Annotated in this window: 5 protein-coding genes and 1 pseudogene; 3 read left to right on the forward strand and 3 right to left on the reverse strand. The window is 71.9% G+C overall.

The window, feature by feature from the left end; all coding sequences use genetic code 11:
* Positions 1-618: class E sortase (locus tag PV350_RS42740; protein ID WP_500338780.1), on the reverse strand; the 618-nt coding region annotated here is incomplete at its 3' end.
* A gap of 74 nt (positions 619-692) precedes the next feature.
* Positions 693-2,000, reverse strand: a complete 1,308-nt coding sequence (locus PV350_RS42745) for a DUF445 domain-containing protein (RefSeq protein ID WP_499512065.1) — start codon at positions 1,998-2,000, stop codon at positions 693-695.
* A gap of 173 nt (positions 2,001-2,173) precedes the next feature.
* On the opposite strand from PV350_RS42745, the gene PV350_RS42750 reads away from it, so the two are divergent.
* Complete coding sequence (locus PV350_RS42750) at positions 2,174-3,499, forward strand: SGNH/GDSL hydrolase family protein (protein WP_500338781.1); 1,326 nt, start codon at positions 2,174-2,176, stop codon at positions 3,497-3,499.
* Positions 3,500-3,524: 25 nt separating this feature from the next.
* Positions 3,525-4,637 (forward strand): aminotransferase class V-fold PLP-dependent enzyme, encoded by a 1,113-nt coding sequence (locus PV350_RS42755; RefSeq protein WP_499512063.1) that lies wholly within the window; start codon positions 3,525-3,527, stop codon positions 4,635-4,637.
* 42 nt (positions 4,638-4,679) lie between these two features.
* On the opposite strand, the pseudogene PV350_RS42760 reads toward PV350_RS42755, so the two are convergent.
* Positions 4,680-4,924: pseudogene (locus PV350_RS42760) on the reverse strand (hypothetical protein); the annotation flags it as partial.
* Between the two features lie 238 nt (positions 4,925-5,162).
* Here PV350_RS42760 and PV350_RS42765 point away from each other — a divergent pair.
* Positions 5,163-7,269 (forward strand): transglycosylase domain-containing protein (locus PV350_RS42765; RefSeq protein WP_500338782.1); only part of this gene is annotated, 2,107 nt, incomplete at its 3' end.

A 7,269-nucleotide genomic window follows, 5' to 3' on the forward strand; every position in this document is an offset into this window, starting at 1 on the left:
GGCGATGACGCTGCCGTCGGAGGGGGTGGTGCGGGGGACGGTCTGCTGGACGACGTAGGTGTAGCGGGTGGTGGCGGTCTCGACGAGGAGGGTGTCGCCGGGGCGGAGCCGGTCGATGCGGCGGAAGGGTTCGCCGTGGGTGTTGCGGTGGCCGGCGAGGGCGAAGTTGCCGGGCTGTCCGGGCCCGGCGGTGTGCGGGTAGTGGCCGGCGTATCCGTGGTTGAGGACCTTGGCGCGGCTGATGCCTTCGGCGATGGGGGCGGTGACGCCGATGCGGGGGATGCGGAGGACGGCGTAGGCCTGGGAGGGGCGCGGGCCGGCGGTGGTGTTGCCGGTGCGGGTGGCGGTGCCGTTGCTCAGGGAGCGGCTTGTGGGTGCGGTGCCGGCGGCGACGGAGGCGGTGGATTCCTCCGATGTATCGGAGGTGTGGGCGTCGTCCCACTGCCGTTCCAGGGCGGTCACCCGGTGGGCGGCGGCGGATTGCGCCCGCAGGTTGGTCCACCACAGTTGATGGGCGACGAGCAGCAGGAGGACGGCGCCGAGGGTGAGGGCGGCTTCGCCGGCGCCCCACAGCGCGCGTCCCTGCCAGCGCAGCGGGGCGTGGGCGCGGGTGGGCATGCGGGCACCGTAGATGACGCCGCGTCAGATTCCCAGGGTCGCGGCCCTGCCCGCTGCCCCGCCCGCGGGCCCCGTCACCCGGCCAGGAGCCGGGACACGCTGTAGATGGCCAGGCCCGCCAGGGCGCCCACGACGGTGCCGTTGATCCGGATGAACTGCAGGTCGCGCCCGACGTTGGCCTCGATCTTGCGGGTGGTCTGCTCGGGGTCCCAGCCGGCGATGGTGTCGGTGATCAGTGCGGTGATCTCGTCGCGGTAGGTGGTGACCACGTACGTGGCGGCGTCCTCCAGCCAGCCGTCGATCTTGGCGGTCAGCCGGGGGTCCTCGGTCATCCGCGCACCCAGCGACAGCAGTGAGGCCCGGGCGCGCAGCCGCAGCTCGCTGCGCTCGTCCTCGGCGGCGGCGACGATCATGCCGCGGACCGAGCCCCACGCGGACTCGATGAGGTCCTGGACCTCGTTGCGGGCGATCAGGTCCTTCTTGAGCCGTTCGACGCGGGCCCGGGTGTCCGGGTCGGACTGCAGCTCGAAGGCGAAGTCGGCCAGGAAACGGTCGATGGCGCCGCGGGCAGGGTGCTCGGGCATGTCCCGCATCTCGGCGGTGAAGCGCACGAGTTCCTTGTAGACGCGTTCACCGACCCGGCGGTCCACGAAGCGCGGTGTCCAGCCGGGGGCGCCCTCCTGGACGGCGTGCATCACCGAGTCGGAGTGCTCGACCAGCCAGTCGTGGGCCCGGACGCAGACCAGGTCGACCACCCGCCGGTGCCCGCCGTCGGCGACGACGCGCTCCAGCATCTTCCCTATCCCCGGGGCGATCTCCTGGGCATCGGCGCGGCGGGTGATGGCCTCGCCGACCACCGCCTGGACGTCGGAGTCGCGCAGCACGGTGAGGGCGCCGCGCAGCGCCGCGGCGCCCTGCTCGGTGACGCGGTCGGCGTGTTCGGGGTGCTCCAGCCAGGCGCCGAGCCGCCGTGCGATGCCGACCTTGCGCAGCCGGGTGCGGACGACCTGCGGGGACAGGAAGTTCTCACCGACGAAGTCGCCGAGGGTGCGGCCGAGCGCGTCCTTCTTGGTGGGGATGATCGCGGTGTGCGGGATGGGCAGGCCGAGCGGCCTGCGGAAGAGCGCGGTCACCGCGAACCAGTCGGCGAGGGCACCGACCATGCCGGCCTCGGCGGCGGCCGCGACGTAGCCGGACCATCCGCCGGCTCCCGCCGACTCGGCCCACTTGGCCAGCGCGTAGACCGCGGTGGCCACCAGCAGCAGGCCGGTGGCGATCACCTTCATGCGTCGTACGCCCCGCCGCCGGCCCTCGTCGGCGGGGCTGTATGAGAACGCCGGAGTCGGGTCTTGGTCCGATCCGGTCACCGGGGCCGTTTCCATCCGTCGTATCCACTCCTTCCGCGTATCGTCCACACCACACTCTTCGAGTGGAACGAACAACGAGTTCCCGGCGTCCGACAATGCAGACGGGCAGGCCCGACGTCTCCATGGGATCATGGCGGCAGCGGATCGCGCCGGTTTCCCGCCCTTTGATCCCAGGAGTGAAGCACCGCATGGCCAGATCGACGGGTTATGCACTGCTCGCCGGAATTGTCGCGCTGGTCGCGGTCATCTCCGCCGCGATCTTCGTCACCGTCAGCCGTGCCGACGGCTCCGGCCGCTCCGGGCAGGACACGGTGGGGGCCGGACTCCCGGGTGTCCCCAACCAGGCCGCGCCCGCGGCGTCGGGTGCGTGGGTGGGCACCTGGTCGACGTCTCCCGTCGGGGGCGAGCCGAACAGGCCTGACGGCTACGCCGGGTGGTCGATCCGCAACGTCGTGCACACCAGTGTCGGCGGCACCTCGGCGCGCGTCCACCTCTCCAACCTCTTCGGCCGGTCGCCGCTGCTGATCGGCCGGTCGACGGTCGCCGTCGCGGCGGACCCGGGGTCGCCTGCCGCGGCGGACGGCACGATGCGGCCGCTGACCTTCGGCGGGCGGACGTCGGTGCGGATCCCCGCGGGGGGCGAGGTCGTCAGCGATCCCGTCCAACTGGCCGTGCCACACGCGGCGGACCTGCTCGTCACGACGTACACGCCGAAGGCCTCTGGCCCGGTGACGTACCACCCGCGGGCGCAGCAGACCTCGTTCATGGCGGCCGGTGAGCGCACCGCGCGGACCGACGGTTCCGGGTACACCACCTTGACCCCGTACTGGCGCTACGTCACGGGGGTCGACGTCTTCACGCGGCAGGCGGCCGGGTCGGTGGTGCTGTTCGGCGACTCGATCACCGACGGCATCACCTCCACCTCCGGCGCGAACCACCGCTGGCCGGACCGCCTTGCGACGCGGCTGCGCGGCTCCGGAGACCGGGGGCTGCGGCTGGGCGTCCTCAACCAGGGGATCAGCGGCAACCGGGTGCTGCGCGACGGCGAGAACGGCGGCAATCCCAGCGGCCTGAGCCGCCTCGACCGCGACGCGCTCTCCCAGACCGGCGTCCGCACGCTCGTCGTCGAGCTGGGCATCAACGACGTCATGCGACCGCCGCAGCGGACCGGCGCGGAGGAGATCCTCTCCGGGCTGCGGGAGATCGTGGCGCGCGGTCATGAGCGCGGGCTGCGGGTGCTGGGTGCGACGCTGACCCCGTGCGGTGGCCACCCCGGCTCCAACACGCACACCGAGGCGGTGCGGCAGCAGGTGAACGCCGCGATCCGGGCGGGCACGGTCTTCGACGAGGTGATCGACTTCGACCGGGCGCTGCGCGACCCCGACCGTCCCTCCGCGCTGCTGCCCGCCTACGACTCCGGCGACCATCTGCACCCCAGTGACGCCGGCTACCTGCGCATGGCGGAAACTGTGGAGTTGTCGCTGCTCAAGGGCGGCGCGGCGGCCAAGGTGTGACGAGTACGGACGGACGGCGACACCCATGACGGAGCACGCGGGCGGTCTGCCCGGCTACGCGGAGCACTTCAGCGAGCCCGAGGGCTACCTGGACTTCGCCCGCTACGGTCCGCCCTCGCGGGACGTCCTCGACGCCACGGCGGCCGCGCTGGCGGCCTCCGCCGAGGCCGACCACACCACCGTCAACGACCTGATGCGGGCCGAGCCGCGCGCCCGGGCCGCGGCGGCCCGGCTGGCGGGTACGGACACCGGGCACGTGGCGCTGCTGCCCAACGCCTCCATCGGGATCTTCCACGCCGCCTTCGGCGTGCCCGGCGGCGCCGTCCTGGTGCCCTCGGCCGACTTCCCGGCCAACCACTACCCGTGGCGGCGCACGGCCGCCCTCGGCCGGGCGGTGCCGCGCTGGCTGGACGGCGCGCCGACCCCGGACGCGGTGCGCGAGGCGCTGACGGACGACGTGGTGGCGGTCTCGATCAGCGCCGTGGACTTCCGCACCGGCTACCGGGCCGACCTCGCGGCGCTGCGCGAGGTGATCGGCGACCGGCTGCTCGTGGTGGACGCGATGCAGGCGTTCGGCGTCGTCGAGCAGCCGTGGCAGGCGGCGGACGTGGTTGTGGCGGGCGGCCAGAAGTGGCTGCGGGCCAGCTGGGCGACCGGGTTCGCGGCGCTGTCGGACCGGGCCCTGGAGCGGCTTGAGCCCACGCTGACGGGGTGGACCGGGGTCGAGGACGTCGCCGTCTTCGACGACACCGAGCACCCGGTCGCGCCGGACGCGCTGCGCTGGAGCATCACCAATCTGAGCCCGGTGACGGCCGCGGCCTTCGCTGCGGCGCTGGAGCTGGTCGAGGGCGTGGGGGTGGCCGCCGTCGAGGCGCACGTCGCGCGCCGGGTCGACGAGCTGATCGACGTGGTCCGCTCGGCCGGCGGGAAGGTGCTGTCCCCGGTGGCCCGCGCCGAGCGGGCGGGCATCGTGTCCTTCGCGCTGCCCGACGTGGACCCGGAGCGGATCGCCAAGGCGCTGCACGCGCACGGGGTCACCCCTTCGGTGCGGGCGGACTCCGTCCGGCTGTCGGCCCACGCGTCGACCACGACGGGCGCCGTGGAGCGCGTGCGCGCCGCGCTGGCCTCGCTGCGCTGACCGGCCGCGCCGCGGTGGGGCGGGGCAGGTGAGGGCGGACCTCGCGAACAGTGCCTGGCCGGTGCGGACGTACGTCAACGTCATGGACCGGTCGTAGCCCCCCTGGTGGGGGCGTTCGTGCCGGAGGGCGCGGTAGGTGTATGCGGTGATGGAGCCGAAGGCGGTGTGTCGGTGAGGACGCCGGCCGCGGGGGCCACCCGGTAGGTGGCGTGGCGCCGGAGGCCGCTCGCCGCCACGGTCGCGTACCGGTGCGTGGTCCCTCCTCCCGGTGCGGGGAACGGCTCCACCCGTTCGCGCGCAAGCGCCCGGCCTTGCTCGTGGTGACCGCCGGGTGCCGCGGAGTTTCACCCGCCGGGGTGGTGGGCGTCACGCTTTCGGCCTGTCACAGGCTTGTCACGGATGCGCCGCGATGACTCCATTTGTCCCGATGGTGGGAGAGTGTCCGGCGGGTCGTACGGCACGATTGACCCAAGATGTTCCGCCGGCGGCACAACCCTCGGCGGCCGCGGAGGAGTCAGTACAGACATGAGCAGCAGCAACGCTTCCCCCGGCGGCTGGGAGAACCGGCCTTCCGGCAAGAAGCCGAAGCGCACCGGTGCCCGCAGACTGATCCCGAGCTGGCGCGCGGTGCTCGGCGCGTTCCTGTTGGTCGTGCTGGCGTGCGCGGGGGCGTTCATCATCGGCTACCAGCTGGTCGACATCCCCAAGGCGAACGCGGGTGCGGTCGCGCAGAGCAACGTCTACCTGTACTCCGACGGCACCCAGCTCGCCCGGGACGGTGCGGTCAACCGCGAGAACGTGGGCCTGGACCAGGTGTCCGAGGTCGCCCAGCACGCCACGCTGGCCGCCGAGGACCGCAACTTCTACCACGAGTCCGCGATCAGTCCGAAGGCGATGCTGCGCGCGGCGTGGAACACCGTCACCGGCAAGGGCAAGCAGTCCGGTTCGACCATCACCCAGCAGTACGTCAAGAACTACTACCTCAACCAGGAACAGACGGCGGTCCGCAAGGCCAAGGAGTTCTTCATCGCGATCAAGCTGGACCGCGAGAAGACCAAGGAGGAGATCCTCGAGGGCTACCTCAACACCAGCTACTACGGCCGCAACGCCTACGGCATCCAGGCCGCCGCCCAGGCCTACTTCGGCAAGGACGCCGACGAACTCGACGCCGCCGAGGGCGCGTACCTGGCGACCCTGCTCAACGCGCCCAGCGAGTACGACATCGTGGCCCACCCGGAGAACAAGGCCAAGGCTCAGGCGCGCTGGGACTACGTGCTGGACGGCATGGTCAAGGAGGGCTGGCTGAGCGAGGGCGAGCGCGCCGGGCTGAAGTTCCCGACCCCGCAGAAGGCCAAGGCCGCCACCGGGATGTCCGGTCAGCGCGGCTACCTGGTCGAGGCCGTCAAGGACTACCTGTACGGGGCCGGGATCCTGGACGAGGAGACGCTGCGCTCCGGCGGTTACCGCATCACCACCACCATCGACCGCAAGAAGGAGAAGGCCTTCGTCAAGGCGGCCGAGGAGCAACTCCTGGACAAGCTCGACCCGAAGAAGCACCCGGTGGACAAGTTCGTGCGGGTCGGCGGCGCGTCCATCGACCCGGCCACGGGCAAGGTCGTCGCGATGTACGGCGGCGTCGACTACACCAAGCAGTTCGTCAACAACGCGACCCGCGCCGACTACCAGGTGGGCTCCACCTTCAAGCCGTTCATCTTCGCCTCCGCCGTCCAGAACGACTCCACCACCCAGAGCGGCCGGCGCATCACCCCGTACACCGTGTACGACGGCCGGAACAAGCGCGAGGTCATCGGGCCGGACGGCCCCACCGGCTACGCCCCGGGGAACGAGGACGGCGTCTCCTACGGGCCGATCACCGTCACCAATGCCATGGACAAGTCCGTGAACTCGGTCTACGCCCAGATGGCGCAGGACGTCGGCCCGGGCAAGGTCAACGACACGGTGCGGGCGCTGGGCATGCCGGAGAAGGTGAAGCTGGTGACCACCCCGGCGATGGCGCTCGGCACGATGACGGCGAGCCCGCTGGACATGGCGCAGACCTACGCGACGCTCGCCAACCACGGCCGCTACGTCCCGTACACCATGGTGGTGAAGATCACCAAGAACGGGCACGACGTCCAGCTGCCCACGCGCCGGCCCACGCAGGCCGTCCACCGCGAGGCCGCCGACACCACGACCTCCATCCTGCGTTCGGTGGTCCGGGGCGGCACCGCCACCGCGGCGCAGGCCGCGGGCCGGCCCGCCGCGGGCAAGACCGGCACGGCGGAGGAGGACAGGGCCGCCTGGTTCGCCGGCTACACCCCGGACCTGGCCACCGTCGTCGCCGTGATGGGCCAGGACTCCCAGACCGGCGCCCAGAAGAAGCTCTACAACGTCACGGGACTGCCCCGGGTCAACGGCGGCGGCTACCCCACGCAGATCTGGGCCCAGTACACGGCCGACGCGCTGGAGGGGACGCCGGAGAAGAGCTTCAAGCTGCGGCTGGAGCCCGGGGCCCAGGCCCCGGGCTCCAGCCGCCACTGCGGGCCGGACCCACTTCCCCATCTCCAGCGCCACAGACCACCCCAACAACCGTATGACATATTTCAGATTCAAAAAAAAAAAAAAAACCAAA

Source organism: Streptomyces sp. PA03-6a (assembly GCF_033792765.1).
In the GTDB taxonomy this organism is placed as follows: Bacteria; Actinomycetota; Actinomycetes; order Streptomycetales; family Streptomycetaceae; genus Actinacidiphila.

Coding starts and splice junctions, on each gene's coding strand:
- PV350_RS42745 (WP_499512065.1), bottom strand. CDS start 2,000: ATGGAAACGGCCCCGGTGACCGGATCGGACCAAGACCCGACTCCGGCG.
- PV350_RS42750 (WP_500338781.1), top strand. CDS start 2,174: ATGGCCAGATCGACGGGTTATGCACTGCTCGCCGGAATTGTCGCGCTG.
- PV350_RS42755 (WP_499512063.1), top strand. CDS start 3,525: ATGACGGAGCACGCGGGCGGTCTGCCCGGCTACGCGGAGCACTTCAGC.